This is a genomic window from Phenylobacterium composti DSM 19425 (assembly GCF_059568645.1).
The window spans coordinates 26,133-50,826 of record NZ_JCANTT010000017.1; the positions used below are offsets into that span (position 1 = coordinate 26,133).

At 71.4% G+C, this 24,694-nt stretch carries 26 protein-coding genes and 1 tRNA gene; 18 read left to right on the forward strand and 9 right to left on the reverse strand.

The window, feature by feature from the left end; all coding sequences use genetic code 11:
• Window positions 1-53 precede the first annotated feature (53 nt).
• Together BO64_RS12820 and BO64_RS12825 are read left to right on the forward strand one after the other, a co-directional pair.
• Window positions 54-227: a hypothetical protein gene (locus tag BO64_RS12820; RefSeq protein ID WP_496403704.1), complete on the forward strand. Its 174-nt coding sequence runs from the start codon at window positions 54-56 to the stop codon at window positions 225-227.
• Window positions 228-299: 72 nt separating this feature from the next.
• The gene (locus BO64_RS12825; RefSeq protein WP_496403705.1) at window positions 300-512 is read left to right on the forward strand and encodes a dodecin; all 213 of its coding nucleotides are present in this window, start codon (window positions 300-302) and stop codon (window positions 510-512) included.
• An 87-nt stretch (window positions 513-599) separates the two neighbouring features.
• Here BO64_RS12825 and tig read toward each other — a convergent pair whose 3' ends face one another.
• Window positions 600-1,958: a trigger factor gene (tig, locus tag BO64_RS12830; protein ID WP_496403870.1), complete on the reverse strand. Its 1,359-nt coding sequence runs from the start codon at window positions 1,956-1,958 to the stop codon at window positions 600-602.
• A gap of 178 nt (window positions 1,959-2,136) precedes the next feature.
• Between tig and BO64_RS12835 the strand changes: the two genes are divergently transcribed.
• Window positions 2,137-2,221 (forward strand) — tRNA-Leu (locus tag BO64_RS12835).
• A gap of 71 nt (window positions 2,222-2,292) precedes the next feature.
• Window positions 2,293-3,543 carry a glycosyltransferase gene (locus tag BO64_RS12840; RefSeq protein WP_496403706.1) on the forward strand — a complete coding sequence of 417 codons (1,251 nt, stop codon included), beginning with the start codon at window positions 2,293-2,295 and terminating at the stop codon, window positions 3,541-3,543.
• A 15-nt stretch (window positions 3,544-3,558) separates the two neighbouring features.
• Here the strand turns inward: BO64_RS12840 and BO64_RS12845 are convergent, their stop codons facing one another.
• The 3 genes from BO64_RS12845 to BO64_RS12855 all read right to left on the reverse strand — a co-directional run bounded on the left by BO64_RS12845 (window position 3,559) and on the right by BO64_RS12855 (window position 5,895).
• On the reverse strand, window positions 3,559-3,903 hold the full coding sequence (locus BO64_RS12845) for a peptidase inhibitor I78 (RefSeq protein ID WP_496403707.1): 345 nt from the start codon (window positions 3,901-3,903) through the stop codon (window positions 3,559-3,561).
• A complete protein-coding gene (locus tag BO64_RS12850) occupies window positions 3,900-4,346 on the reverse strand; it encodes a DNA polymerase III subunit chi (protein ID WP_496403871.1) in 447 nt (148 codons plus the stop codon). Before BO64_RS12850 ends, BO64_RS12845 begins: the two co-directional genes overlap by 4 nt.
• Window positions 4,347-4,443: 97 nt before the next feature.
• The gene (locus tag BO64_RS12855; protein WP_496403708.1) at window positions 4,444-5,895 is read right to left on the reverse strand and encodes a leucyl aminopeptidase; all 1,452 of its coding nucleotides are present in this window, start codon (window positions 5,893-5,895) and stop codon (window positions 4,444-4,446) included.
• 140 nt (window positions 5,896-6,035) lie between these two features.
• On the opposite strand from BO64_RS12855, the gene lptF reads away from it, so the two are divergent.
• The 6 genes from lptF (at window position 6,036) to rsmA (ending at window position 13,930) form a co-directional block, all read left to right on the forward strand.
• Entirely contained in the window at window positions 6,036-7,184 is a 1,149-nt protein-coding gene (gene lptF / locus BO64_RS12860; protein WP_496403709.1) for an LPS export ABC transporter permease LptF, read from the forward strand.
• Window positions 7,181-8,284, forward strand: coding sequence for an LPS export ABC transporter permease LptG (lptG, locus tag BO64_RS12865; protein ID WP_496403710.1), 1,104 nt, complete (start codon window positions 7,181-7,183; stop codon window positions 8,282-8,284). Before lptF ends, lptG begins: the two co-directional genes overlap by 4 nt.
• An 82-nt stretch (window positions 8,285-8,366) precedes the next feature.
• Entirely contained in the window at window positions 8,367-10,718 is a 2,352-nt protein-coding gene (locus tag BO64_RS12870) for an LPS-assembly protein LptD (protein ID WP_496403711.1), read from the forward strand.
• Window positions 10,719-10,761: 43 nt separating this feature from the next.
• Complete coding sequence (locus BO64_RS12875) at window positions 10,762-12,108, forward strand: peptidylprolyl isomerase (protein WP_496403712.1); 1,347 nt, start codon at window positions 10,762-10,764, stop codon at window positions 12,106-12,108.
• Window positions 12,105-13,106, forward strand: coding sequence for a 4-hydroxythreonine-4-phosphate dehydrogenase PdxA (gene pdxA / locus BO64_RS12880; RefSeq protein WP_496403713.1), 1,002 nt, complete (start codon window positions 12,105-12,107; stop codon window positions 13,104-13,106). Before BO64_RS12875 ends, pdxA begins: the two co-directional genes overlap by 4 nt.
• Window positions 13,103-13,930, forward strand: coding sequence for a 16S rRNA (adenine(1518)-N(6)/adenine(1519)-N(6))-dimethyltransferase RsmA (gene rsmA, locus BO64_RS12885; protein WP_496403714.1), 828 nt, complete (start codon window positions 13,103-13,105; stop codon window positions 13,928-13,930). The genes pdxA and rsmA overlap by 4 nt, the downstream gene beginning before the upstream one ends.
• On the opposite strand, the gene BO64_RS12890 is transcribed toward rsmA, so the two are convergent.
• Window positions 13,927-14,061, reverse strand: coding sequence for a hypothetical protein (locus BO64_RS12890; protein ID WP_496403715.1), 135 nt, complete (start codon window positions 14,059-14,061; stop codon window positions 13,927-13,929). The genes rsmA and BO64_RS12890 overlap by 4 nt on opposite strands.
• 88 nt (window positions 14,062-14,149) lie before the next feature.
• On the opposite strand from BO64_RS12890, the gene BO64_RS12895 reads away from it, so the two are divergent.
• Genes BO64_RS12895 through BO64_RS12905 form a run of 3 tightly spaced genes read left to right on the forward strand, consistent with a single transcriptional unit; the run spans window position 14,150 to window position 16,756 of the window.
• Window positions 14,150-14,824: a DUF969 domain-containing protein gene (locus tag BO64_RS12895; RefSeq protein WP_496403716.1), complete on the forward strand. Its 675-nt coding sequence runs from the start codon at window positions 14,150-14,152 to the stop codon at window positions 14,822-14,824.
• On the forward strand, window positions 14,821-15,774 hold the full coding sequence (locus BO64_RS12900; RefSeq protein WP_496403717.1) for a DUF979 domain-containing protein: 954 nt from the start codon (window positions 14,821-14,823) through the stop codon (window positions 15,772-15,774). The genes BO64_RS12895 and BO64_RS12900 overlap by 4 nt, the downstream gene beginning before the upstream one ends.
• Window positions 15,755-16,756, forward strand: a complete 1,002-nt coding sequence (locus BO64_RS12905; RefSeq protein WP_496403718.1) for a DUF2891 domain-containing protein — start codon at window positions 15,755-15,757, stop codon at window positions 16,754-16,756. Before BO64_RS12900 ends, BO64_RS12905 begins: the two co-directional genes overlap by 20 nt.
• A gap of 52 nt (window positions 16,757-16,808) precedes the next feature.
• Here the strand turns inward: BO64_RS12905 and BO64_RS12910 are convergent, their stop codons facing one another.
• Entirely contained in the window at window positions 16,809-17,273 is a 465-nt protein-coding gene (locus BO64_RS12910) for a DUF4402 domain-containing protein (protein WP_496403719.1), read from the reverse strand.
• 154 nt (window positions 17,274-17,427) lie between these two features.
• Between BO64_RS12910 and BO64_RS12915 the strand changes: the two genes are divergently transcribed.
• Window positions 17,428-17,778, forward strand: coding sequence for a hypothetical protein (locus BO64_RS12915; protein WP_496403720.1), 351 nt, complete (start codon window positions 17,428-17,430; stop codon window positions 17,776-17,778).
• A 1-nt stretch (window position 17,779) separates the two neighbouring features.
• On the opposite strand, the gene BO64_RS12920 is transcribed toward BO64_RS12915, so the two are convergent.
• Entirely contained in the window at window positions 17,780-18,565 is a 786-nt protein-coding gene (locus BO64_RS12920) for a hypothetical protein (RefSeq protein ID WP_496403721.1), read from the reverse strand.
• 161 nt (window positions 18,566-18,726) lie between these two features.
• Between BO64_RS12920 and BO64_RS12925 the strand changes: the two genes are divergently transcribed.
• Window positions 18,727-19,278 (forward strand): OmpA family protein, encoded by a 552-nt coding sequence (locus BO64_RS12925; RefSeq protein ID WP_496403722.1) that lies wholly within the window; start codon window positions 18,727-18,729, stop codon window positions 19,276-19,278.
• A gap of 104 nt (window positions 19,279-19,382) precedes the next feature.
• Window positions 19,383-20,213 (forward strand): aldo/keto reductase, encoded by an 831-nt coding sequence (locus BO64_RS12930; protein ID WP_496403723.1) that lies wholly within the window; start codon window positions 19,383-19,385, stop codon window positions 20,211-20,213.
• Window positions 20,214-20,412: 199 nt separating this feature from the next.
• Here the strand turns inward: BO64_RS12930 and BO64_RS12935 are convergent, their stop codons facing one another.
• Window positions 20,413-20,817 (reverse strand): c-type cytochrome, encoded by a 405-nt coding sequence (locus BO64_RS12935; protein WP_496403724.1) that lies wholly within the window; start codon window positions 20,815-20,817, stop codon window positions 20,413-20,415.
• A 2-nt stretch (window positions 20,818-20,819) separates the two neighbouring features.
• Entirely contained in the window at window positions 20,820-22,373 is a 1,554-nt protein-coding gene (locus BO64_RS12940) for a flavin monoamine oxidase family protein (RefSeq protein ID WP_496403725.1), read from the reverse strand.
• A gap of 397 nt (window positions 22,374-22,770) precedes the next feature.
• Between BO64_RS12940 and BO64_RS12945 the strand changes: the two genes are divergently transcribed.
• Together BO64_RS12945 and BO64_RS12950 are read left to right on the forward strand one after the other, a co-directional pair.
• On the forward strand, window positions 22,771-23,055 hold the full coding sequence (locus BO64_RS12945) for a hypothetical protein (protein ID WP_496403726.1): 285 nt from the start codon (window positions 22,771-22,773) through the stop codon (window positions 23,053-23,055).
• A gap of 147 nt (window positions 23,056-23,202) precedes the next feature.
• Window positions 23,203-24,666 (forward strand): MFS transporter, encoded by a 1,464-nt coding sequence (locus BO64_RS12950; RefSeq protein WP_496403727.1) that lies wholly within the window; start codon window positions 23,203-23,205, stop codon window positions 24,664-24,666.
• Window positions 24,667-24,694 lie beyond the last annotated feature (28 nt).

Here is a 24,694-nt window from a genome sequence, read left to right on the forward strand (position 1 = left end):
GCTTAACAATTGGGGGAGACGCCTGCACCCGCAGGCCACGAGGGAGACTGCCGATGGATCAGCCCACCGACCGCGTTCCCGCGTCCGCGCAAGCCTCGCACGAGCTTCCGCCGCCGGCCATCCTGGCGCTGGGCGAACCGGACGCCCTGGACCTGCATCGCCAGATCAACGCCCGCCGGGCCGAGCTGGAAAATCCCGAGCTGCTGCGCCGCATCCGGGCGCTTTAGGCGCGGCCGGGCGGCCGGAACCCTCCGCCGCCCGGGGCCTTCTCCGCTGGAGAGCAGCAGAGAGGAGCGCCCATGGGCCAGGACAACATCTACGGCGTCAGCGAGATCGTGGGCTCGTCCCAGACCTCCATCGAGGACGCCATCCGCGGCGCCATCGCCAAGGCGTCCGAGAACCGCCGCCAGATCCGCTGGTTCGAGGTCCTCGAGACCCGCGGCCATGTGGAGGACGGCCAGGTGGCCCATTTCCAGGTGGCGTTGAAGCTCGGCTACACGCTCGAGGACTGAGGCCAGACGAGGACTGAGGCCAGCAACCAAAAGCGGCGCCGCCCGCCCGGGCGACGCCGCTCTCAGTTCTCCTCGGGTGAAGGCGTCTTAGCCTTCGTAGCCTTCCGGCAGGTCGTCCTCCTTCAGGAGTTCTTCCTTGTCGACCGGCTTGTCCTCGACCTTGGCCTTCTCGATGATCAGGTCGACGACCTTGTCCTCGAAGATCGGCGCGCGCAGCTGCGCCTGGGCGTTGGGGTTCTGGCGGAACAGGTCGAAGATCTGCTGCGCCTGCGGGCCGTAGCGCAGGGCCTCACGGCGCATGGCGTCGGCCAGCTCCTGGTCGGTCACCTGGACGTTGTTGGCCCGGCCGATCTCGGCCAGGACCAGGCCCAGGCGCACCCGGCGCTCGGCGATCTTGCGATATTCCTTCTCCAGCTGCTCGTCCGACTTGCCCGCGTCGTCCTCGGGCAGGTTGCCGGCGGCCTTGTCCTGCTGGACCTGGGCCCAGATCGAGGCGAACTCGGCCTCGACCATCTTCGGCGGCAGCGGGAAGTCGTGCTTGGCGTCCAGCTCGTCCAGCAGGGCGCGCTTCAGCTTGAAGCGGCTCGCGCCCTGGTACTGCTGCTCCAGGTTGGTCTTCAGCAGCTCCTTGAGCTTCTCGAGGTTCTCGATGCCCAGGCGCTCGGCGAAGGCGTCGTCGACCACGGTGTCCACCGGGGCCTTCACTTCCTTCACCTTGGTTTCGAAGACCGCTTCCTTACCGGCCAGATGGGCGGCCTGATAGTTCTCCGGGAAGGTGACCTTCACCTCCACGTCGCTGTCCGGCTTGGCGCCGACCAGCTGGTCCTCGAAGCCCGGGATGAACTGGCCCGAGCCCAGCACCAGCTCGACGCCCTCGGCCGAGCCGCCCTCGAAGGCCTCGCCGTCGATGCGGCCGACGAAGTCGATGACGACCATGTCGCCTTCCTTCGCCTTCACCGACTTGCCGGTCTTGGCCTCGTAGGTCTTGTTCTGGCTGGCCAGCTCGGCCACCGCCTCGTCGACCTCGGCGTCGGTCGGCGCATAGACCGGACGCACCAGCGACAGGGTCGTCGGGTCCACCGGCTCGAATTCCGGCATCAGGTCCACCGACACTTCGAAGGTCAGGTCGGCCTTGCCGTCCAGCACGCCCTGGATGTCGCCTTCCGGCTTCAGCTCGGGCTCGCCCGCCGGGCGCAGATTGTTGTCCGTCAGCACCTTCTGCGTGGTTTCGGACAGGGCCTGCTCAAGCACCTCGCTCATGAGCTGCTTGCCGTAGAGCCGCTTCACATGGGCCGGCGGGACCTTGCCCGGACGGAATCCCTTCACGTTGAGCGTCGGCGCGATTTCGGCGATCCGCGCCTCCAGACGGGCGCTCAGGTCCGCTTGCGGAACCGTGACGCCGTAAACGCGGCTCAGACCTTCGCCAGACTTCTCAACGACTTGCATCGACATTCTCAACTTCCGGACAGCGCGCCGAAAGCACGCCTGCAGGTCCGCCTTCAGGTGGAATAGGGAGCGCCGCCGAAATCGCCCCGGCGGCGCGGCGCGCCCTTATGTCATGGCCCGTGCGCGGCTCCAAGAGCCTTGACGTGGCGGCGTTCCCTGGCAATGGCATCGCCGCCGCGCGGATGTGGCGAAATTGGTAGACGCACTGGATTTAGGTTCCAGCGCCGAAAGGCGTGGAGGTTCGACTCCTCTCATCCGCACCAGGCCCCTTTCCTGACGCCCCGGGCTTCACCCCGGCGTGACAAGCGCAGCCCTGCTCGGGCACAAGGGCGCCATGTCGGAAGGCGTCCTCTTCGTCCACAACAACTTCCCCGGCCAGTTCCGCGACCTCGCCCAGGCGCTCATCGCCCGGGGCGTTCGCTGCTGGGCCATCGGCCAGGCCCACGCCCCCGGCCTGCCCGGCATGGGCATGGCCCGCTACCAGCTCACCCGGGGCTCGACCCCGGGGCTGCTCCCCGCCGCCGTCCGCGCCGAGGCCGACCTGCTGCGCGCCGCCGACGCCTTCCGGGTCGCCAAGGCGCTCAAGGAGCACGGCTGCGACCCGGCGGTGATCGTCGCCCACCCGGGCTGGGGCGAGAGCCTGCACCTGCGCGAAGCCTTCCCGGACGCCCGGCAGGTGCTGTTCGCCGAGTTCTTCTACCATGGCCGCGGCTTCGACGTGGGCTTCGACCCCGAGTTTCCCGAGCCCACCGAGGCCGAGGTGCAGCGGGTGAACGCCAAGGGGCTCTCCATGGCCTGGGCCTACGCCCACGCCGACGCCATCGTCGCGCCCACGCCGTTCCAGGCCTCCACCCTGCCCCCGGTGTTCCGCGAGCGGGCGCACATCATCCACGAGGGCGTCGACGTGGCGAGCCTGCGCCCCTCCTGGGAGCTCGGCCCGCCCGAGCCGTTCGAGCTGCCCGACGGCCGCCGGCTGGCGCCCGGAACGCCCATCGTAACCCATGTGAACCGCAGCCTGGAGCCGGCCCGGGGCATCCACACCTTCGCCCGCGCCCTGCCCCGCCTGCTGGCCGAGGTTCCGGACGCCCATGCGATCGTCATCGGCGAGGCCAAGACCTCGGGCTACGGGGCCGCCGCCCCCGACGGGCGCACCTGGAAGGACTGGGCCTTCGACGGCCTCGACCTCGACCACTCCCGGGTCCATTTCGTCGGCAAGCTGCCGCACGCCCGGATGCACCACGCCATGCGGCTGGGGGCGGCGCACGTCTACTACACCATCCCCTTCGTGCTCTCGTGGTCGCTGTCCGAGGCCATGGCCCTCGGCTGCAACATCATCGCCTCCGACACCGGGCCGGTGCGCGACGCCATCGAGGACGGGGTGAGCGGGCGCCTGCTGCCCTTCACCGACCACCACGCCCTGTCCGAGGCCCTGATCCACGCCTGCCGCCATCCGCAACAGTCCGAGCCCCTGCGCCGGGCCGCCCGGGCCCGCGCCGAGGCGCTGTTCGACCGTGAGAAGGGGCGTAAGGCCTGGTTCGCCCTGCTCCGCGAGCAGGGGCTGGTCATCCCAGAGGCCGCTGCTTAGAGCCGCCGGGTCGCCTCAGCCGCAGCGGATTTCCTTGATGATCCCGGTGTCGGCGTCGAAGAAGAAGTTCAACCGGTTCGGGTTGAAGTCCAGGGTCACGGGGCAGGTCGTACAGGCCACCCGCTGCAGGTTCGGCCGCACCGGCACGGGGATTTCGCTGCGCGGCCGCCCGATGAGATGACGCACCGCCTCCGCGCCGCAGGCGTCGGCCGGCTGCGGCGCCACCACCGGCAGCGGCTCGGGAGGCGTCTCGGCCACCGGCGGAACCTGCGTCGGGGTCGGTCCCGGATCCGGCGTCGCCGCCGCGCATCCGGCCAGGGCCAGCAGCCCCGGCAGCACCGCCCTTCCCCACCAGCTCATACCTGCTTCTCCCAGCCGCGCGTCATCTGCTTCCAGTACGACACCGAAAGGCCCTGGGCCTTGGCTGCGGTCCACTGCCGCCGCGCCCGCGTGAGCTGTTCGGGGTCGCCCCCGTCGAACAGCACGGCGCAGCGCTGGTAGCCGTCGAGATCGCCGAAGTCGGCGCCGTCCACCAGGAAAAGCGCATCGGCCCGGTTCGGGTTCTCGAAGCCCGTGGTGATGAGGATCGGCTGGCGCGCCGCCTGCGGGTCGTTCGCCACGCCGTGCGGCAGGAAGCTGTCTTCCTTGTAGCTCCACAACCAGCCGTCGAGGTGCTCCACCCGTTCGGGCGCGCCCGTGCGCACCAGGGCCCGCCAGCCCTTCTGGATCGTCTTTTCCAGGAGTTCCGGCAGGGCCTGGTCCAGGCCCGTCCGCTCCAGATGGTAGAACCACACCTCGGTCATGGCGCCCATCTAAGCCCAGGACGGGTCCTGCGAAATACGCCGCGGGACGGACGGCCCCGAAAGGCCGCCCGCCGGAAGGCCGCCCGCCGATCGGCCGTCAGCCTTCGTACTTGTCCTGCACCATCCGGTTCAGCAGGCGCACGCCAAAGCCGGTGGCGCCGTCCGGGGTGGTCGGAACGGTGGAGCCCTTCTTCCAGGCGGTCGAGGCGATGTCGAGGTGCGCCCAGGGCGTGCCGTTCACGAAGCGCTGGATGAACAGGGCCGCGGTGATCGAGCCCGCCGGACGGCCGCCGGTGTTCTTCATGTCGGCGATGGCCGACTCGATCTGCTTCTCATAGGCGGGCGGCAGCGGCATCCGCCACAGGGGCTCGCCCTCGGCGCCCGACGCGGCCAGCAGGTCGCCCGCCAGCTCGTCATTGTTCGAGAACAGGCCCGCGTAGTCGTTGCCCAGGCTGATGATGATCGCCCCGGTCAGGGTCGCCAGGTCGACGATGAACTTCGGCTTGAAACGGTCCTGGCAGTACCAGACGGCGTCGGCCAGCACGAGGCGGCCCTCTGCGTCGGTGTTGATCACCTCGATGGTCTGGCCCGACATGGAGGTCACCACGTCGCCCGGACGCTGGGCGTTGCCGTCGGGCATGTTCTCCACGAGGCCGAGGATGCCCACGGCGTTCACCTTCGCCTTGCGGGCGGCCAGGGCGTACATCAGGCCGGCAACCGCCCCGGCGCCGCCCATGTCCCACTTCATGTCCTCCATGCCCTCGGCGGGCTTGATGGAGATGCCGCCGGTGTCGAAGCAGACGCCCTTGCCGACGAAGGCCACCGGCTGGGCGTCCTTGTCCGCCGCGCCGTTCCAGCGGATCACCACCAGCTGGCTCTCGCGCATGCTGCCCTGGCCCACGCCCAGCAGCGAACCCATGCCCAGGGCCGCCATCTCCGCCTCGCCCAGGATCTCGATCTCCAGGCCCAGGCGCTCCAGCTCCTTCACCCGGCGGGCGAACTCGGCGGGATAGAGGACGTTGGCCGGCTCCGAGACCAGGTCCCGGGTGAAGCTCACCGCGTCGGCCAGGGCCGCCAGCGGCGGGAACGCCGCCAGGGCGCCGTCCGGATCGGTCGTCGCCACTTCCGCCTTGCGGATCGAAGGCTTCTTCTCGGCCGGCTCCTTGGTCCGGTACTTGTCGAAGCGGTAGGAGGCCAGCCGCAGGCCCAGCGCCGCCCGCGCCGCCAGCTCGGCGTCGCCGTTGGGCGTCTCCACCCGCAGGGTCTCCAGCCCCGACAGCTTCACCGTCGAATAGGCCGTGGCCGCCGCATGTTCGGCGCCCAGGGCGTCGAAGGCGTCGCGCTTGCCCGCGCCCACCAGCACCAGCCGGGCCGCATCGACGCCGGCCGGGGCGAGGATGTCCAGGGTCTGGCCCTTGGCCCCGGTGAACCGGCTGGCGGCGGCCGCCTGCCCGAGCGCGCCGTCCAGCGCCTCGCCCTCGAAGACGATCCGCGCCAGGGCGGTGTTGGGGCCGGTCGCGGCGGAAGCGGCGACGAACTGGATCTCCATGGGACTCTCTCTCGGCTTCGACGTATCTGGCGCCCGACGACATCGCGCTGCGGTTGTCTGGCGCGGCGACGCATGATTTAGAACACCTCCGCGGCGGGGGCAGGCCCTAATCTGCGGCGACGCCTCTTTTCGCAAACCCCATGCGCCTGATCGACCGATATCTCCTTCGGCAGCTCTTGGGTCCCGTGGCCCTCGCGACCCTGGCGCTGACGGGGGTGGCGCTGCTGAGCCAGACGCTGTCGGGCCTCGACCTCATCGTGAACCAGCGCCAGAGCGCGCTCGTGTTCCTCAAGGTGACGCTGCTGGCCATGCCGCAGCTCATCAACATGGTCCTGCCCATCGCCGTCTTCGTGGCCGCCCTGGTGGCCCTCAACCGGCTCCATACCGAGCAGGAGATCGTCGTCTGTTTCGCCGGGGGCATGAGCCGCTGGCGGGTGATCTCCCCGGCCATCCGGCTTGCCTGCACCATCGCCTTCATCGCCCTGGTGATGAACCTCTGGGTCCAGCCGGCGGCCTATCGCGAGATGCGGAACGAGCTGTTCCACATCCGCACGGACCTGGCCTCCACCCTCGTGCGCGAGGGCGAGTTCACCGAGCCCGCGCCGGGCCTGACCGTCTATGCCCAGGGCGTCGACGGCGCCGGCAACCTCGAGAACCTGTTCATCCACCAGACCAAGCCCGACGGCTCGGCCACCACCTACACCGCCCAGGAGGGCCGCGTGGCCCGCAGCCAGGGCCGGCCGGTGCTGATCATGCGGAACGGCTCCAATCAGGAGTTCTCCCGCACGGGGGTCCTGAACTACCTGACCTTCGACGAATACATCTTCGACCTGTCGGCCCTGACCAGCGGCGCCGAGCGGGTCCACTACAAGCCGTCCGACCGCTATCTGCACGAGCTGTTCTTCCCCGACCTGGAACAGGAGTGGGAGAAGCGCAACCGGCTCGACCTCCTGGCCGAGGGCCACGCCCGCATCGCCACGCCGCTCTACAACATCGCCTTCATGGCCATGGCCCTGTCGGCGATCATCGGCGGCGGCTTCTCACGCCTGGGCTATGGCCGCCGGATCGCCGCCATGGGCGCGGCGGCGGCGGTGGTCCGCATCGCCGGCTTCCAGGTCCAGGCCGCCGCCGAGGACGCCGCCTGGCTGAACGTCCTGCAGTACGCCGTGCCCCTGCTGGCCATCGCCTTCGCCATGCGGAGCATCTTCCGCCAGCGGGTCAGCCGCTACATCGACATTTCCCGTCGCCCGGCCCGCATCGCCGGCCTCGGCGAAGGCGCGGCCGCATGACCGGTCTTGGCCGTCTCGAACGCTATGTGATGGGCCGCATGCTGGCGGGCGTCGGCGCCGCCCTGGCGGTGATCTCGGCGGTCATCCTGCTGATCCAGTTCGTCGAGCTGTCCAGCCAGGTGGGCACCCGGGCCGACGTGGGCGCCTCGGCGATCATGGGCCTGACCCTGCTGCGCGCCCCCGGTCTGATCCAGATCCTGCTGCCGTTCTGCTTCCTGTTCGGCGGCATCGGCGCCTTCGTGGGGCTGAACCGCAAGAGCGAGCTGGTGGCCATGCGCGCCGCCGGGGTCTCGGCCTGGCGCTTCATCCTGCCTTCGGCGGCCCTGTCGGCGATCCTCGGCGTCCTGGTCGTGGCCCTGCTCAATCCCGTCGCCGCCGCCCTGAACGCCCGTTTCGAGCTGGAACGCGCCCGGCTGATGGAGAACTACCTGGGCGACCAGCCGAAGGACATCTGGATCCGCCAGGGTGACGACCGCACCCAGATCGTCATCCACGCCCGCGACCGCGAGACCCACGCCGGCACGGTCGTCCTGCGCGGGGTGTCGGTGTTCATCTACGAGAAGAACGACCGCGGGGCCCCGGAATTCCGTCGCCGCCTCGAGGCCGCCGAGGCGCGGCTGATGCCGGGCTTCTGGCAGCTGAAGGACGTGGCCGAGGCCGGGGCGGGCGAAAGCTCGATCCGCTCCGAGAGCCTGTCCATCCGCTCCACCCTCGACGCCGAGGCGGCCATGGAGCGGTTCGCCTCGCCCGAGGCCATCGCCTTCTGGCGGCTCCCGGCCGCCATCCGGCTCACCGAACAGGCCGGGTTCTCGGCCGACGGCTACCGGCTGCGCTTCCAGCAGCTGTTGGCCACGCCGCTGCTCTACGCCGCCATGTCGATCCTCGCCGCCGCCTTTTCCCTGCGCCTGGCGCGCCTGGGCGGGCTTGCGGGCCTGGCCGGGGCGGGCGTGGCCCTCGGCTTCGTGATGTTCTTCTTCAATCAGTTCGCCGGCGCCCTGGCCAAGGCCGACATCATTCCGCTCGCTGCGGCGGCCTGGGCGCCCGTGCTCGTCGCCTTGCTCGCGGGCGTCAGCCTGCTTTGCTACACCGAAGACGGTTGAATCATTGTCCGGCCCGGCTATGCATCCGCGCTTGAGCCACGCTGCAGGCGCGCACGGCCGCGAGAGGGGAAACGGAAGCTTGATGAGTCGGCGCACCCCGCCACTGGCTGCCAAGCGCGCCCTCCTCGCCGGGGCGGCCGGCGCGATCCTGTGCGCCCTCGCCGTCTCCGCGGCCGAGGCCCAGCAGCTTCCCCTGCTCCCGCGCCCGCCGGCGCCGCCGCCCACCCCCGCAGGCGCCGACCGCCTGCAGGAAGGCGAGATGTACATGGAGGCCGACGAGGTCGTCCGCGAGGACAAGATCGGCCGCACGACCGCCCAGGGGAACATCGAGGTCCGCTACAACGGCCGCACGCTGCGCGCCGACCGGCTGATCTACGAGGAGGAGACCGGCACGCTCCGGGCGATGGGCAACATCTCCATCGTCAACGCCGACGGCTCGGCGGAATTCGCCGACGAGATCCTGCTCGACGACGAGATGCGCGCCGGCGTGATCCAGGGCTTCTCCGCCCGCCTGCCCGAGAACGTGAAGGTGGCCGCGGCCACCGCCGTCCGGCGCAACGAGGACATCCAGGAGCTCAACCGGGCCATCTACACGCCCTGCGAGATCTGCGCCGAGGACGGCAGCTACAAGCGGCCCACCTGGTCGATCTCGGCCGACAAGGTCATCCAGGACCGCAAGCGCGGCACCATCACCTACCGCAACGCCCGCTTCCGCATCCTGGGCGTGCCCCTGCTCTACCTGCCGGTCTTCTGGCACGCCGACCCGCGCAAGGGCCGCTCCTCTGGCTTCCTGCCGCCCGAGGCCTCGGCCTCGGACCGTCGGGGCGCGTCCTACGAGCAGCCCTACCACTGGGTGATCTCGCCCTATTCCGACCTGACCATCAGTCCGCAGTTCAACTCGAAGGTGAACCCCTTCCTGAACCTGCGCGGCCGCAAGCGCTTCTATTCGGGCGAGGTGGACATCCGGCTCGGCTACACCCGCGAATACGACTTCGACGGCAAGGGCAACGAGTTCGGCCAGAAGACCGACCGCAGCTACATCCTCGGCCGCGGCGCCTTCCAGATCAACGAGGACTGGCGCTGGGGCTTCACCGCCGAGCGCGCCTCCGACGACCTGCTGTTCGACAAGTACGAGGTCGACGACGTCTATGAGAGCCGCGGCCCCTATGTGGCCGACGACCGGCGCCTGATCAGCCAGCTCTACGCCATCCGCCAGGACGAGCGCTCGTACCTGTCGGCGGCGGCGATGACCATCCAGGGCCTGCGCCCCGGGGCCGTGGACCCGGTCACCGGCTTCGCCTCGGGCGAGAACGACCGCGTCTTCCCGGTCATCGGCCCGCTGGTCGAGGGCCGCTACGACGTGGGCCGGGTGGTCGGCGGCCGCCTGCGGGTCAACACCAGCGCCGTGGTCCTCAGCCGCGAGCAGTCGCCCACCGACCTCTCCGTCCGCCTGCCCGGCCTCGACAGCGCCCGGCTCACCGGCGAACTCGACTGGCGGCGCGACTTCACCTCGGCCGCCGGCCTGCGCGTGTCGCCCTTCGTGAACCTGCGCGCCGACGCCTACCGCATCCAGGACATCCTCACCGGCGTCGGCTCGGCCACCCGCAAGGACGAGGTGGGCCGCGCCCTGGCCACCGTGGGGGCCGACGTCAGCTATCCCGTCTACCGCCGCTTCGGCGACAAGACCGTGGTGCTCGAGCCCGTGGTCCAGGTCCTGGCCTCGCCCGACGCCAAGCAGGTGGTCATCGGCCAGGACGCCGCCGGCAAGCCGGTCTATCTCAACGAGGACAGCGTCGCCTTCGAGTACGACGAGACCACCCTCTTCCGGCCCAACAAGTTCCCCGGCTACGACCTCTACGAGGACGGCCTGCGGATGAACGTGGCCGGCCGGGCCACCATGCTCTGGGACGACGGGCGCCGGGCCAACCTGCTCGTCGGCCGCTCCTTCCGCAGCAAGGAGAACACCGTCTTCCCCGACCGCTCGGGCCTGCGCGACAAGGCCTCGGACTGGATCGTCTCGGCCAGCGCCCAGCCCGTGGTCGGCCTGTCGGTCTTCGCCCGGGCCCGGCTCGATTCCGACAACCTCGACGTTCACCGCCTCGAGGCCGGCGCCAACGTCTACAACAAGTTCGGCAACGGCTTCGTCCGCTACCTCACCGACGATTTCGACATCAACGGCAACCGCCGTGAGAACCTCGATCTCGGCGGCGAGGTCTATATCGCCACCAACTACGGCGTCAGCTTCTACGGCAGCCGCGACCTGCAGCAGGAGGCCTGGGTGATCCGCGACGTGGGCGTCTTCTACCGGGACGACTGTATCCGGGTGGACGTGATCTATCGTCGGGAAGACATCATCATCGGCCGTCTGCTACCCAGTGAGTCCTTCTCGGTGCGCCTAACGCTCGCCACATTGGGCGGAACAGATGGCCGCTAGAATCAAGGGCGCTCGCCGCCCGCGTAAGGAAACGATCTCGTCCATGAAGTCCCTCGTCTCGGGCCCGATGGCGCGAAGCGCGGCCTTGGCCTGCGCGCTCATCGCCGCGGGCTCGCCGTTTGCCTACGCCCCCTTCGCCGCCGCCCAGGTTCCCGTCATCAGCCCGCCGCCGCCGGCCGCCGCCGAGCCCCCTGAGCCGCAGGGCATCTCCGAGGCCGTGGCCGCGGTGGTCAACGACCAGATTATCTCCACCTACGACCTGGGCCAGCGGATGCGGCTGCTGATCGCCACCTCCGGCGTCCAGCCCACCCAGGAAACCCTGCCGCAGTTCCAGCGCGAGGCCCTGATCAGCCTCATCGACGAGCGCCTGCAGTTCCAGGAGCTCCGCCGCGTCGAGCGCGAGCAGAAGATCGACATCATCGCCTCCGACGAGGAGGTCGACGAGGAGATCGCCGACATGGCGCGCTCCAACAACATGACCCGGGAACAGTTCGTGGGCTTCCTCCAGGCCCGGGGCATCGGCGTCGACACCCTGCGAGAGCAGATCCGCGCCCAGGTCAGCTGGGCCCGCTGGATCCGTGGCCGCTACGGCTCGCGCCTGCGCATCGGCGACGACCAGATCGCCGCCGTCCAGGCCCGCATGGCCGCCGACGCGGCCAAGCCCCAGTACCAGATCTCGGAAGTGCTCATCGACGCCAACCGCGTCGGCGGCATGCAGCAGGCCATGGCCGGCGCCCAGCAGCTGGTGGCCCAGATGCAGCAGGGCGCCCCGTTCCCGGCCGTGGCCCGGCAGTTCTCGGCCCTGCCCACCGCCGCGGCGGGCGGCGACGCCGGCTGGGTCGGCCAGGGCGAGATGCCGCCCGAGGTCCAGCAGGTCCTCGAACAGATGCGCCCCGGCCAGCTGTCGCAGCCGATCCCGGTCCGCGACGGCGTCTACATTATCTACCTCCGCGACAAGCGGGCCGGCGGGGGCTCCACCCTGGTCCATCTGAAGCAGGCCGCCGTGCCCCTGCCCGCCGGCGGCGACGAGGCCGCCGCCCGGGCCAGGCTTGAGCAGCTGCGCCCGCAGATCGCCGGCTGCGACACCCTCGAAACCGTCGCCGGCGCCGTCGAGGGCGTGGTGGCCAGCGACCTCGGCGAGGCCGAGGTCAACGACCTCGCGCCCCAGTTCAAGGCCGTCGCCGAAAGCCTCGAGGTCGGCCAGGTCTCCGAGCCGATCCGCACGGGCGCCGGCCTCCACCTGGTGGCCGTCTGCGGCCGCCGCGTGGCCGGCGGGGCCAATATGGAGCGCGACGCCATCGAGAACCGCCTCTACGGCCAGCAGCTCTCCATGATCGCCCGGCGCTACATGCGCGACCTGCGCAACTCGGCCACCATCGAGACGCGGTGAAGCCCGGCCCCCTGGCCCTCACCCTCGGCGAGCCGGCCGGCGTCGGCCCCGAGATCGTCGCCAAGGCCTGGCGCGCCCTCCACGCCACGGGTCCCGCCTTCGTCGTCGTGGGCGACGCCCAGGCCGTCGCCGCCGCCCCCGGCGGCCCCACGCCCGTACGGTCGGTCAACTCGCCCGCCGAGGCCCTGGCTGTCTTCCCTGAGGCCCTGCCGGTGCTCGACCTGCCGCTGCAGGCCCCCGTGGTCGCAGGCCGGCCGTCCCCCGACGCCGCCCCGGCGGTGATCCGCTGGATCGAGACCGCCGTCGGCCTCGCCCTCTCGGAAACCGTCTCGGGGGTGGTCACCGCCCCCATCGCCAAGGCCCCTCTCTACGCAGCGGGCTTCAAGTTTCCCGGCCACACCGAATTCCTCGGCGAACTCACCGCCAAGGCGCCCTTCGAGGGCGCCCGCGGCCCGGTGATGATGCTCACCGCCGCCGACCTGCGCGTGACCCTGGTCACCATCCACGATCCCATCGCCCAGGTGCCGTCACGGCTCACCACGGACGGGATCGTCCACGCCGGCATCGTCACCGCCCAGGCCCTTTCCCGCGACTTCGGCGTCGCCCGCCCGCGCCTCGCCGTGGCCGGCCTCAATCCGCATGCGGGCGAGAGCGGCGGCATCGGCCGCGAGGAGATCGAGATCATCGCCCCGGCCGTGGAGGCCCTGCGCGCGGCCGGGGTCGACGCCCGCGGCCCGTACCCGTCCGACAGCCTGTTCCCGGCTGAGATGCGCGCCGGCTACGACGCGGCCCTCTGCATGTTCCACGACCAGGCCCTGATCCCGGTGAAGATGCTGGACTTCTGGGGCGGCGTGAACGTCACCCTCGGCCTGCCGATCATCCGCACCTCCCCCGACCATGGCTCGGCCTTCGACATCGCGGGGCGCGGCATCGCCCGCCCCGACAGCCTGATCGCCGCCCTGCGCCTCGCCGCCGAGATCGCGGACCGCCGCGGATGAGCCTGGACCGCCTGCCCAGCCTGCGCGAGACGCTGGAGGCCCATGGCCTGTGGGCCAAGAAGGCCTTCGGCCAGCACTTCCTCCTCGACCTCAACATCACCCGCAAGATCGCCCGCCTAGCCGAGGTGGGCGAAGGCGACCATGTGATCGAGGTCGGCCCCGGCCCCGGCGGCCTCACCCGCGCCCTGGTGGAGACCGGCGCCCGGGTCACCGCCATCGAGAAGGACGAGCGCTTCCGGCCGCTGCTCACCGAACTGGCCGCCGCCGCCGACGGGCGCCTGGCCCTGGTGTTCGGCGACGCCCTTGCCGCCGACGAGGCCGCCCTCGCCGAAGGCGCCCCGGCGCACCTTGTCTCCAACCTGCCCTACAACGTGGGCACGCCCCTGCTCATCAAGTGGCTCACCGGCCCCTGGACGCCCGCGTCCCTGACGCTGATGTTCCAGAAGGAGGTCGCCGACCGCATCACCGCCGCGGCCGGCGACGACGCCTATGGCCGCCTGGCGGTGATCGCCCAGGCCACGGCCCACGCCCGGCCGGTGCTGGACGTGCCCGCCCGGGCCTTCACCCCGCCGCCCAAGGTGGAGTCCGCCGTGGTGCGCCTGGAGCCCCGCGCCGACCGGCCCGCGCCCCAGCGCCTCGATGCGCTGCAAAAGATCACCGCCGCCGCCTTCGGCCAGCGGCGCAAGATGCTCCGCGCGAGCCTCAAGGCGCTCGGCGGCGAGGCCCTGGTCACGGCGGCCGGCCTCGATCCGGCCGCCCGGGCCGAGGTCATTCCGGTCGACGGCTTCCTGGCCCTGGCCGACGCCTGGCTGGCCCGGCGCTAGTCGGCCTTCGGCGGGTCGTCGTGGCCCGGCGGGGTCCACGACGGCGGATCGCTGGCGGGAAAGCTCTCCTCGCCCGCTTCTTCCACCAGGTCGAAGTCGTCGTCCTGTTCGGGGGTCTTGGGTTCGCTCATGCCCCTAGCCTACGCCGTTGCCGAACGTTGCTCTACCCGTTCCAATACCCTCTGCGGAATCGGGGAGCCTGCCGGGAATGCTGAGCCGATGCTGACCCTGCTGGGCGTCGTCGTGGTGGTCGTGGGCTTCGCCGCCCGCCTGAACCCCCTGCTGGTGGTGATCCTCGCCGCCTTCACCACTGGCCTGTTCGCCGGCCTTTCGCCCCTGGAGGTGCTCGCCGCCTTCGGCAAGGCCTTCAACGAGAACCGCTTCGTCACCGTCGCCTATCTCGTCCTGCCCATGGTCGGGGTGCTGGAGCGCGCTGGCCTGCAGGAGCGCGCCCGCGCCCTCATCGCCCGCCTGCGCGGCGTCTCGGTCGGCCCGTTCCTGGTGGCCTATCTCGCCCTGCGCCAGATCACCTCGGCCATCGGCCTGCACTCCATCGCCGGCCAGGCCCAGTCGATCCGGCCGCTGGTGGCGCCCATGGCCGAGGGCGCTGTTGAGGCGAGCACCGGCGCGCCCCTCGACGCCGACACCCGCCAGGCGGTCCGGGCCCAGGCCGCCGCCACCGACAACATCGGCCTGTTCTTCGGCGAGGACATCTTCATCGCCATCGGCTCGATCCTGCTAATGGTGGGCATTCTGGCCTCCAGCGGCATCGTCATCGACCCGTTGCACCTGTCCCTGTGGGCGATCCCCACGGCCATCGTCGCGTTCCTGATCCACGGGGCGCGGCTGATCCTCTTCGACCGTCGCCTCCGGCGGAAGGCGGGCGAGCCATGATCACCCTCTCGCTGGTCTATCTCCTGGCGGGCCTCGTCTTCGCCGCCTTCGCCGTCCTCAGCGCCACCGACCGCGCCAACGCCAAGCGGTTCGGCAACGCCCTCTTCTGGGGCCTGGTGGCGGTCAGCTTCCTGTTCGGCGACCGGCTGGGCGATGTGGGCAACGGCGTCCTCGTCCTGGGCCTCGCCCTCATCGCCGGCTTCGGCCTCCTGGGCCGGGGCCAGCCGGCCACCACCTCGCCCGACGAACGCCGCGTCCTCTCCGAGCGGTTCGGCGGACGGCTGTTCGTCCCCGCGCTCACCCTGCCCTTGGTGGTCGCCCTCGGCGTGCTGGTGTTCAAGCCCATGCAGATCGGCGGCCAGCCCCTGTTCGACCCCAAGCAGGCCACGCTCATCTCCCTGGCCCTGGCCGCCGTGATCTCGGTGCTGACCGCCCTGATCCTGCTGCGCCAGCCGCCCCTCGCCCCGCTGCAGGAAGGTCGGCGGCTGATGGACACCGTGGGCTGGGCGGCCCTCCTGCCCCAGATGCTCGCCGCCCTGGGCGCGGTCTTCGCCCTGGCCGGCGTCGGCGAGCTGATCGGCCAGCTCGTCACCGCCTGGATTCCCCTCGACACCCGGTTCGTGGCGGTGGCCGTCTACTGCCTCGGCATGGCCGCCTTCACCATGATCATGGGCAACGCCTTCGCGGCCTTCCCCGTGCTCACCGCCGGGATCGGATTGCCCATATTGATCAACCGCTTCGGCGGCGATCCTGCGGTGGTCTGCGCCATCGGCATGCTGTCCGGCTTCTGCGGCACGCTGATGACGCCCCTGGCCGCCAACTTCAATCTGGTCCCGCCGGCCCTGCTTGAGCTTCCCGACCGCTATTCGGTCATCAAGGCCCAGATCCCCACCGCCCTGCCGGTGCTGATCGCCAATGTGGTGCTGATGTATGTCCTCGCCTTCCGCTGACCGCCTCCCCCGCGAGACGGCGAGCGCCTTCGCCCGCATCGCCCTTGGCCATGTGGCCCGGGAATATCCCAACAAGCTGGACCACGTCCTGGCCGGTCCCGAGGACGCCCTCGGCCCCCGCGCCCTGCACCCGATCTATTTCGGCAGTTTCGACTGGCACTCCTGCGTCCACGGCTACTGGACCCTGGCCACCGTCCTGCGCCTTCACCCGGACATTCCCGAGGCCGAAGCCATCCGCGCCCGGTTCGACGCCGCCTTCACCCCGGACAACGTCGCCGCCGAGGTCGCCTACCTCGCCCGCCCCCTGGCCCGCGGCTTCGAGCGCCCTTACGGCTGGGGCTGGCTGCTCAAGCTCCAGGCCGAGTTGATGGCCCACCAGGCTCCCTGGGCGGCGATCCACCAGCCCCTGGCCGAGGCCTTCGCCGACCGCTTCCGGGACTTCCTGCCCAAGGCGGCCTATCCGATCCGCACCGGGGTCCATTCGTCCACCAGCTTCGCCCTGGCCGTGGCCGCCGACTATGCCCGGCTCGCCGACCCGGCCCTGCTCGCCCTCTTCGCCGACAAGGCCCGGGCCTGGCACCTCGGCGACCGCGACGCCCAGGCCTGGGAGCCGTCCCTGGACGACTTCCTCTCGGCCACCCTCATGACCGCCGAATGCCTGCGCCGGCTGCTGCCGCCCGATGAATTCGCGGACTGGTTCGCCGCCTATCTGCCGGCCATCGCCGAGCGCCGCCCGGCCAGCCTCTTCACCCCGGCCGTGGTCACCGACCGGACCGACGGCAAGATCGTCCACCTGGATGGCCTGAACCTCTCCCGCGCCTGGTGCTGGCGGGCCCTGGCGGCTGCGCTCTCGGGCCCGGCCCAGGCCGCCGCCGAAGAGGCCGCCGCCGCCCATCTGGCCGCCAGCCTGCCCCATGTCGCCGGAGACTACATGGGCGAGCATTGGCTCGCCTCCTTCGCCCTTCTGGCCCTGACGGCCTGATCCTGGCCGCCTGATCCTGGCCGCCTGCCCCGGACCGCCTCCGCTCCCGGGCCTATTGCAGCGACAGGATCACCGGCAGCGAGCCCTGATAGACCCCCGGGGGCGCCCCGGCCTGCACGCCCACGGCGCCCTGCACCGCCACCGAGCCGCTGGCCCGGGCTCCGTAGGCGCCCGGCAGAACGCTCACCACGCCCTCCGGGGTGAGCTGCAACTGGACCTCCTCGGCCCCGCCGGCCCGCACCAGGGTCAGGGTCGAAGGCACGCTGATGCTGTAGCTGTCCCCGGCCACGCCGCTCACCTCATAGCGGCCGTCCACGCCCTGGGCGGTGACGCCGGCGCCGGTGGGGCGGCGCACGGGGGCCACGCTGAAGGCCGCCGCCTCCCCCAGGCCCGGGGGATCGATCACCGTCAGGCTGGCGCGCGCCTCGACCGAGACCGGCTCCTCAGCCCAGGCCACGGCGCTCGTCGCGAGGGCCGCGGCCACGGCCGCCGCCCGGATGGCGCGTCTTGTGCTCACACCGTCACCGTAGATGCGCCGCCGGGCGCCGACAATGACGTCGCGGCGCCGCACCCAAAATAGGCGGGGCCAGATTGCAAACCCCCGTTCCCGCCGGTATCAGCCCGCAAGCTTGTCCGTGCGCGAGGCGAACGGATTTACGAGGTCAGCTGTGGTGCAGATCAGGACCGTCTCGCGCGCCGTCGCCCTGGCTCTGGCCGCCGTCGCGCCCACCCTCCTGGCCGGCTGCGCCACCGAGTTCGAGGGCGAGCGGCCCTCCACCCTCTACGGCCAGCCCACCGACGCCGCCGTCGCCCTCTACGGGCGCTGGGACGAGTCCGTGGTCCTCGCCGGCAAGCTCTACTACATCTGGCGCCGCTCGGTGGACACCGACGAGGGGCCGCGCTTCTGCGAGCTGCGGCTCGAGATCACCGAACGCAACACCATCGCCCGCCGGCTGATGCAGGGCTATCCCGACGCCTGCGGCCTGTTCGCCGCCCGCTTCGTCCCCGCCGACAACAAATAGCCTAGCCGCCGCCCCGCCGCCGGGCCTCGAGCAGGTCCGTCCAGCTCCAGGTCGACCGGCCCAGAGCCACGCGCGAGCCGTCGGCCATGGAGATCAGCACCAGGCCGCGCATCGTCTCCTTGCGGCAGGCTTCCGGGGCGAAGGCCACCTCCATGACGATGGCCTGGCGCACCCCCGCCAGACCCTTGCCCTCCTGGCCGGGGTTGCGGATCCATTCGCCGCTCCAGATCAGCAGGGCGCTGCGGCCGGCCCTTGCCGAGCGGTGGGCCTGGCCGATGGCGGCGCTCACCTCCGGGTCCTTGCGCAGGGCCGCCTGCAGGCGCTCCACCATGTCGCATCCGCTGCCGGCCCCGTCGCCCGTCCCAGAGCCCGTGCCCGTCCCACGCCCGGCGCCCGCCGTCCGGGCCCCGGCGAGGGCCGCCTCGCTCACGGTGGCCACGGGCTCGGGAACCGGCGCCGGGGTCTCGCTCACCGCCACCCGCAGGGGCTCCACCGTCGGCGGCGGCGCCGGCGTTGGCCGGGCGCGGGCCTTGGGCGGCGGCCTTGGCGTCTCCACCGGCTCGAGCGATGTCGCCGCCTGTCCCCCCGCCGGCTCGGGCGCCGTGGGCTCCGGCGGCGGCGGGGGCGGCTGCGGCGGCGGGGCCAGGCTCACCACCATCGGCTCCGGGTCCGGCCGCATGTCCCCGGGCGGCTGGCTGGCGATCAGCACGAACGGGATCGCCGCGTGCGCCGCCAGGCTCAACGCCATCGCCGCCACGCGCCGCCGCCGGGTGTCCGTCCTGCCCATCGGCGCAACGCTCGCCCGCGTCGGGGGCGGCATCGTGGCGGCGCACGGGCTGCGATGCCCCGATCTCGCCACGGTCACGTCATCGGCAGGCCACGGGCGCACCGGCACCTTGGCCGCGGCGAAGCGCCTGGGGTGGGGCCTTTGCGAGAAGGAAAAGAGAGTTGAAAGACGGGAAGCTTAGGGTGGCCGCTATCGGCGGCGCACTGATTTTCGCAGGCATCGCGGCCAGCGGCTGCGCCAGCCACAGGTTCGTCCGCGACCAGGTCGCCGTGGTCGACACCCGGGTCACCGAGGTGGAAGGCACGGCAGGAGAGGCCCTGGCCCGGGCCAACGCGGCCCACAAGCTGGCCGAGGGCAAGTTCCTCTACGAGGTCGTGCTGTCCGACGACTCGGTGAAGTTCCCCACCGACGTCCATGCGCTCTCCCCCGAGGCCGAGGCGCGGCTCAACGAGCTCGCCGAGCGGCTGAAGGCCGAGAACCGCAACGTCTATCTGGAGATCCAGGGCCACACCGACGCCACCGGCCCTGAGTCCTACAACGACCGCCTGGGCGCCGAGCGCGCCGAGGCCGTGCGCAAGTACCTGGCCAAGCAGGGCGTCGCCCTGAACCGCATGGCCACCATCTCCTACGGCGAGGAAGCGCCCGTGGCCCCGAACGACACGCCGGACGGCCGGGCGCAGAACCGCCGCGTGGCGATCGTCGTCCTGAGCTAGGCGGGCAAGACGGCAGGGGGCCCTCCCGCCCCTTGCCGTCGCCTCTTGTGTTGAGGCGCAGGCGGCCTAGGTGTGGCGTCCTGGATCAAGCGCCCGGAGCCCCCATGACCGCCTCGCCTCTCATCGAACTGAACGACGGAAACGCCATCCCGCAGGTGGGCCTCGGCGTCTGGCAGACGCCCAACGACGTCGCCGTCGAGGCCGTCCGCACGGCCCTGGAGGCCGGCTACCGCCACGTGGACACCGCCGCCATCTACGGCAACGAGGACGGCGTGGGTCAGGGCCTGCGGGCCTCGGGCGCGCCCCGCGCCGAGGTGTTCGTCACCACCAAGGTCTGGAACGAGAACCAGGGCTATGACGCGGCCCTCAAGGCCACGAAGGACAGCCTGCGCCGCCTGGGCCTCGAGCAGGTGGACCTGCTGCTGATCCACTGGCCCTCGCCGTCCCGGGGCCTTTACGTCGACACCTGGAAGGCCCTGATCCAGGCCCGCAAGGACGGCCTCGCCCGCTCCATCGGCGTCTCCAACTTCGAGCCCGAGCACCTGGAGCGGATCATCGGCGAGACCGGCGTCGCCCCGGCCCTCAACCAGATCGAGCTGCACCCGCGCTTCCAGCAGAAGGCCGCCCGCGCCGCCAACGAGGCCCACGGCGTGCGCACCGAGTCCTGGAGCCCCCTCGGCCGGGGCCTGCAGCTCGCCGATCCGGTGGTGGCCAACATCGCCCGCAAGCATGGCCGCACCCCGGCCCAGGTGATCATCCGCTGGCACATCGAGAACGGCCTGATCGTCATCCCCAAGTCGGTGACGCCCAGCCGCATCCGCGAGAACTTCGACGTCTTCAACTTCGCCCTCGACGCCGACGACCTCGCCGCCTTCGCCGGGCTGGACGATCCCGACGGCCGCATCGGGCCGCACCCGATGACCGCCAAGTTCTGACGCCAAGCCCTTGAAACCCCTCGCGCAATCCCCACCTTCAGGGGGCGCGAGGGACCCTCGTGGGACAGCCGGCCCGCCTGATCACCGGGCGCTCCCCACGACAGCCTTCACGACCGCCAGGACGCCGCGCAGCGGTGGCTCCGCCTCGTCCCCGCCCAGGGATGCGGGCGTCCTGGCAAGCGCGCTCTCCTCCGCGCCCCTAAGGCTTCAGCGACTCCCGCAGCGCATGCACCTCCGCCGCCGTCACCGGCTCGGGATAGGCGTTGCCGAAGTGCGTCCGCAGATAGCTCACCAGCTCGGCCAGCTGCTCGTCGCTCAGCTCCTCGAACGACGGCATGGCCCCCTTGCCCCTGGCGATCATGTAGATCGGATACGCGCTGGTCGCGAGCCGGGCGTTGCGCGCCAGGGCCGGGAACGCCCCCGCCCCGGCCGCCCCCTCGCCGCCGGCCATGTGACAGACCTGGCAATAGACCTGATAGACCTCGGCCCCGGTCCTGGGGGCGATCGGCCGCAGGCCGCCAGGCCCCGGCTCGTCCGCCCCCGCGCCGCGCACCCCGATCGCCAGCGCCGCCAGGGCCGCGCCCGCCACGAACCATCCCCGCATCTTCAGGCCTCCAGCGCCCGCTTGTGCAGGCGCGTGATGGCGTCCAGCGACGACAGCAGCGCCCCTTCCATCCAGCAGCCGACGTAGCTCGCATGCTCGCCGGCCAGCACGATCCGGTCCTCCAGCGCCACCAGGGTCTGGTAGTGCTCGCGCCGGGTGTCCTCGTTCCAGCGGGCGCAGCAGCCCAGCACCCAGGGCGCGCGGCTCCAGGCCACGCTGGCCCCGCTGAGGAACTCCTTGCGGTAGCTGTCCGGGTGGAACACCTCGCCCTGGGCCAGGGCCGCCTCGATCCGCGCCTCGGGGCTCAGGCCCCCCAGCCGGTAGCCCGCCGCGCCATTGGCGAAGGCCCCGAGCAGCACCGCCGGCCCGTCCGAGAAGAAGCCCGAGTTGGGGTAGGAGATCAGGCCGATCTCCTGGTTGGTGAAGCTGTGCCCGCCGAAGATCTCGTAGTCCTGCTCCCAGAACCGGCGCCGCATCTCCAGGCCGATCTTGACGCTGGCGTTGTAGGGCACGGCCTGGATCGCCGCGGTCTTCTTCTCGGACAGGTTGGTCTCGATCTGGCTCAGCACCGACAGCGGGATGGTGCAGACGCAGAAGTCGGCCCGGTGGGTCTTCTCGGTCCCGGTGGCCAGGTCGGTGTAGGTGGCCGTCACCCCGCCGGCGTCCTGCATCAGCCGGGTGACCTTGGCCTCGTGGATCACCAGGCCCTCCACCTGGCGGGCGAAGGCGTCGCCGATCTTCTGCATCCCGCCCACCGGCTGGAACATGGTGGTCTGGAACTCGTGGTTCATGAAGAAGGCCAGCGAGCCCCAGATCCCCGACTTCAGCACCTCGTCGAAGGGCAGCACCTCCGAGGGCTTCGGCGCCCCGTCCACCCCGCCGCCGGGCGGCAGGGCCCAGCCCCGGGCCCGCGAGGCCCTGGGGCCGGAGCGGTAGCGCATGTCGGCGTCCAGCAGGCCCCAGCTGCGCAGGGCCTCCTTCAGCCGGTCCAGGTCTTCAGCCGTCAGGGGCGCGTCCAGCGCCTGCTGGTTCATGGCCTTGCCCAGCAACTCGGCGATGTTGCCGTTGAAGTCCGCCGCCAGGGCCCGGTAGCGCTGCGGCGCCCCGCCGAACGCCTCGGTGGAGTGGATGTAGGTGTTGTGGTTCAGCTGGATGAACGGCTCCAGGGCCACCCCGAAGGCCTTGCAGTAGTGGAGCAGCGTCCGGTGGTGGTGCGGGATGCGCCACGGCCCGGGGTTCAGGTAGTTGCCCTTGGCGAAGCGCACCTCCTGGGTCGCCCCGCCCATCTCGGTGAACCGGTCCCCGCCGTACAGCGACCAGGCGCGTCCCCCTGCGCGCTTCTGGTACTCGAGGATCTTCACCTCATAGCCGGCCTTGCGCAGCTCATAGGCCGCCAGCATCCCCGCCAAGCCCGCCCCCAGCACCATGACGCGCGTCCCCTTGCGCGCCCCGGACAGGTTCGGCGGCCCGTCGAACCGGGTCTCGGCCGCGTGCCCGAACACGGTCATCATGTTGTAGAGCGCCGCGGTGCCGCCGATCAGCCCGACCGCCTGCATGAGCCGCCGTCTGGTCAGCGGCCCGCCTCCTTCGTTCATCGTCACTATCCCCTCACGACGAAGGCCGTGATGGTTGGGCCGGGGCGGCGGCGCCCGCACGCGCTGCAATGCAAAAAGCCGCGCCCTTCCGCCGTTTGGCTAAGGCCCGCGCAGCCGCCCAGGGCCCCCTGGCCAATCCCTGGGCGCCCCCTGCTGGGCACCCCCCGCGACGAGGCCCGGCGCGAGGCCCGCGAAAACCACTGCGCGCCGGCGTCAGGAACCGCCTGCGGCCGCGCTCGTTTGGACGCCGCAGGTTCGGCTATGTCGGCTGGCCGTCACAGCGGCAGCCTTTCAAAGCCTCTGCACAGTTTCAGTGACCCGGTTCCAACGAGTCCAAACCCCTGTGGGAGTCTGAAAGATGCTGACCTTCCGTCGTACCGCCCTCGTCGCCGCCGCTGTCGGCGGCGCCTTCGCCCTCAGCGCCTGCGCCACCACCGAGTCGGTGAACCGCGCCCAGGCCACCGCCGACCAGGCCCTGTCCACCGCCCAGCAGGCGCAGTCCTCGGCCCAGCAGGCCCAGGCCGCCGCCGACCAGGCCGCCCAGGCCGCCGCGCGCGCCCAGTCCACCGCCGACCAGGCCAACGCCGCCGCCCAGGCCGCCGCCCAGCAGTCGGCCACCCGCCGCGCCGGCGAACGCGGCTAACCCCCGCCGCGGCGCGCCTCCCGAGGCCCCCGGGCCTTGGGAGGCGACCGCCCTTCCCCTCCCGTGATCCCCGCCCGCGGCGATCCGGGCCGGACAAAACCGTTCCTTTCAGCGGAGCGCATCGCCCCGCTTCGGCGTTAGAGCGCCATGGCCAAGCTGTCCGCCCGCTCCGCCGACGCCTTCTCCACCCGCATTCCCGCCCGCCTCGACCGCCTCCCCTGGAGCCGGTTCCACTGGCTCGTGGTCGCCGCCCTCGGCATCACTTGGATCCTCGACGGGCTGGAGGTCACCCTCGTCGGCGCCCTGTCGCCGGCCATCGCCGGCCCGGACGGCCTCGGCCTGACCGCCACCCAGGTCGGCCTCAGCGGCAGCGCCTACATCCTGGGCGCGGTCGTCGGCGCGGTGCTGTTCGGCCGCCTCACCGACCACTTCGGCCGCCGCAAGCTCTTCACCTGGACCATCGGCATCTATCTGCTGGCCACCATCGCCACCGGCTTGTCGTGGGACTTCACGTCCTTCCTGGTCTTCCGGTTCATCACCGGCGCGGGCATCGGCGGCGAGTACGGGGCGGTCAATTCCGCCATCCAGGAGCTGATCCCCGCCCGCCGGCGCGGCTACACCGACCTCGCCATCAACGGCAGCTTCTGGGTCGGCGCGGCCCTGGGCGCCCTGGGCTCGCTGGTGGTGCTCAATCCCGAGGTCATCGACCAAGCCCTCGGCTGGCGCCTGGCCTTCGTGGTGGGCGGCCTCCTCGCCCTGATCATCATCTGGCTGCGCCGGTTCATCCCCGAGAGCCCCCGCTGGCTCATGACCCACGGCCGCGCCGCCGAGGCCGAGGCGGTGGTGACGCGCATCGAGGCGGACGTCGCCCGCCGCACCGGCCGGCCGCCGCCGCCGCATCACCACCTCGACGAGATCCGCCTGCGGCCGGTCCGCACCCGCTGGCTCGACATCGTCCGCACCCTGTTCGTGGTCTATCCCCGGCGGACGGGCCTCTGCGTCGTGCTCATGGCCACCCAGGCCTTCTGCTACAACGCCGTCTTCTTCACCTACGCCATGATCCTCACCCGGTTCTATGGCGTGGAAGCCGCCGCCGTGGGCTGGTTCATCCTGCCCTTCGCCGCCGGCAACTTCCTCGGCCCCCTGCTGCTGGGCGGCCTCTTCGACAGCGTCGGGCGGCGCACCATGATCGGCCTCACCTACGGCCTGGCCGGCCTGTTCCTCTGCCTCACCGGCTGGGCCTTTGCTCAGGGCTGGCTGTCCGCCGTCACCCAGACCGCCGCCTGGACGGTGATCTTCTTCTTCGCCTCCGCGGGGGCCAGCGCCGCCTACCTCACCATCGGCGAGAGCTTCCCCCTGGAGATCCGCGCCGTCACCATCTCCCTGTTCTACGCCTTCGGGACCCTGGTGGGCGGCGTGGGCGGGCCGGCCCTCTTCGGCGCCCTCATCGACACCGGCGAGCCGCACCGGGTGATGCTGGGCTACCTCCTCGGCGGCGGCCTGATGCTGGCCGCTGGTCTCCTCGCCCGCCGCTACGCCGTCGCCGCCGAGCGCCGCGCCCTGGAAGACGTCGCCCCGCCCCTTTCCAAGGTCCTCGAAGACGTCCCCTGACGCAGGCCCGTCGCGACACCCCCGCCCG

What these genes read in the sequence shown, in the direction of transcription:
- BO64_RS12820 (WP_496403704.1), top strand. Translation starts at nt 54, where the DNA reads ATGGATCAGCCCACCGACCGCGTTCCCGCGTCCGCGCAAGCCTCGCAC.
- BO64_RS12825 (WP_496403705.1), top strand. Translation starts at nt 300, where the DNA reads ATGGGCCAGGACAACATCTACGGCGTCAGCGAGATCGTGGGCTCGTCC.
- tig (WP_496403870.1), bottom strand. Translation starts at nt 1,958, where the DNA reads ATGCAAGTCGTTGAGAAGTCTGGCGAAGGTCTGAGCCGCGTTTACGGC.
- BO64_RS12840 (WP_496403706.1), top strand. Translation starts at nt 2,293, where the DNA reads ATGTCGGAAGGCGTCCTCTTCGTCCACAACAACTTCCCCGGCCAGTTC.
- BO64_RS12845 (WP_496403707.1), bottom strand. Translation starts at nt 3,903, where the DNA reads ATGAGCTGGTGGGGAAGGGCGGTGCTGCCGGGGCTGCTGGCCCTGGCC.
- BO64_RS12850 (WP_496403871.1), bottom strand. Translation starts at nt 4,346, where the DNA reads ATGACCGAGGTGTGGTTCTACCATCTGGAGCGGACGGGCCTGGACCAG.
- BO64_RS12855 (WP_496403708.1), bottom strand. Translation starts at nt 5,895, where the DNA reads ATGGAGATCCAGTTCGTCGCCGCTTCCGCCGCGACCGGCCCCAACACC.
- lptF (WP_496403709.1), top strand. Translation starts at nt 6,036, where the DNA reads ATGCGCCTGATCGACCGATATCTCCTTCGGCAGCTCTTGGGTCCCGTG.
- lptG (WP_496403710.1), top strand. Translation starts at nt 7,181, where the DNA reads ATGACCGGTCTTGGCCGTCTCGAACGCTATGTGATGGGCCGCATGCTG.
- BO64_RS12870 (WP_496403711.1), top strand. Translation starts at nt 8,367, where the DNA reads ATGAGTCGGCGCACCCCGCCACTGGCTGCCAAGCGCGCCCTCCTCGCC.
- BO64_RS12875 (WP_496403712.1), top strand. Translation starts at nt 10,762, where the DNA reads ATGAAGTCCCTCGTCTCGGGCCCGATGGCGCGAAGCGCGGCCTTGGCC.
- rsmA (WP_496403714.1), top strand. Translation starts at nt 13,103, where the DNA reads ATGAGCCTGGACCGCCTGCCCAGCCTGCGCGAGACGCTGGAGGCCCAT.
- BO64_RS12890 (WP_496403715.1), bottom strand. Translation starts at nt 14,061, where the DNA reads ATGAGCGAACCCAAGACCCCCGAACAGGACGACGACTTCGACCTGGTG.
- BO64_RS12895 (WP_496403716.1), top strand. Translation starts at nt 14,150, where the DNA reads ATGCTGACCCTGCTGGGCGTCGTCGTGGTGGTCGTGGGCTTCGCCGCC.
- BO64_RS12900 (WP_496403717.1), top strand. Translation starts at nt 14,821, where the DNA reads ATGATCACCCTCTCGCTGGTCTATCTCCTGGCGGGCCTCGTCTTCGCC.
- BO64_RS12905 (WP_496403718.1), top strand. Translation starts at nt 15,755, where the DNA reads ATGTCCTCGCCTTCCGCTGACCGCCTCCCCCGCGAGACGGCGAGCGCC.
- BO64_RS12920 (WP_496403721.1), bottom strand. Translation starts at nt 18,565, where the DNA reads ATGGGCAGGACGGACACCCGGCGGCGGCGCGTGGCGGCGATGGCGTTG.
- BO64_RS12930 (WP_496403723.1), top strand. Translation starts at nt 19,383, where the DNA reads ATGACCGCCTCGCCTCTCATCGAACTGAACGACGGAAACGCCATCCCG.
- BO64_RS12935 (WP_496403724.1), bottom strand. Translation starts at nt 20,817, where the DNA reads ATGCGGGGATGGTTCGTGGCGGGCGCGGCCCTGGCGGCGCTGGCGATC.
- BO64_RS12940 (WP_496403725.1), bottom strand. Translation starts at nt 22,373, where the DNA reads ATGCAGGCGGTCGGGCTGATCGGCGGCACCGCGGCGCTCTACAACATG.
- BO64_RS12945 (WP_496403726.1), top strand. Translation starts at nt 22,771, where the DNA reads ATGCTGACCTTCCGTCGTACCGCCCTCGTCGCCGCCGCTGTCGGCGGC.
- BO64_RS12950 (WP_496403727.1), top strand. Translation starts at nt 23,203, where the DNA reads ATGGCCAAGCTGTCCGCCCGCTCCGCCGACGCCTTCTCCACCCGCATT.